1 protein-coding gene is annotated in these 464 nt (G+C 72.0%); it reads right to left on the bottom strand.

Annotated elements, in window-relative coordinates; genetic code table 11:
- Nucleotides 1–391: acyl carrier protein (locus tag IH00_RS36945; protein WP_234334755.1), on the bottom strand; the 391-nt coding region annotated here is incomplete at its 3' end.
- Between the last annotated feature and the right edge of the window lie 73 nt (nucleotides 392–464).

The following is a 464-nucleotide window of genomic DNA, read 5'->3' as shown; positions in this document are numbered from 1 at the left end:
CACCCGGGAAACGACACGCCATCCCCACGATCGCAATCGGCTCGGCATCGGCGGCCGTGGCAGGGGGAACGGCCTGACCTGTCGGGGCCGGTCCGGCATCGCCGTTCAACTGGGCTCGGATGTGGCGGGCAAGTGCGAGCGGCGTGGGGTGGTCGTACGCCACGGAGCCGGGCAGCCGAAGCCCGGCGGCGGCGTTCAGCCGGTTCCGCAGCTCCACGCTGGTGAGCGACTCGAAGCCCTGCTCCTTGAAGGTGCGCTCGGGCACGATGTCACTGGCGACCCCGCGGCCGAGGGCCGCTGCCGTGTGTGCTCGCACGGCTTCCAGCAGGACCCTGTCCTGCTCGCCCGCGCTCAGCCCGACGAGCCGGCGGCGCAGAGGGGCGTCCGGCATGCCTGTCGTTGCCGGAACAGCGGTCGGCTGTTCCTCGACGGCGTCGAACCAGTAGTGCCGGCGTTGGAAGGGG

This window comes from Streptomyces sp. NRRL S-118 (genome assembly GCF_000716335.1).
Taxonomy (GTDB): domain Bacteria; phylum Actinomycetota; class Actinomycetes; order Streptomycetales; family Streptomycetaceae; genus Streptomyces.
Note: the sequence above shows the minus strand (reverse complement) of the source record. Positions and strands in the feature narration are given on the sequence as shown.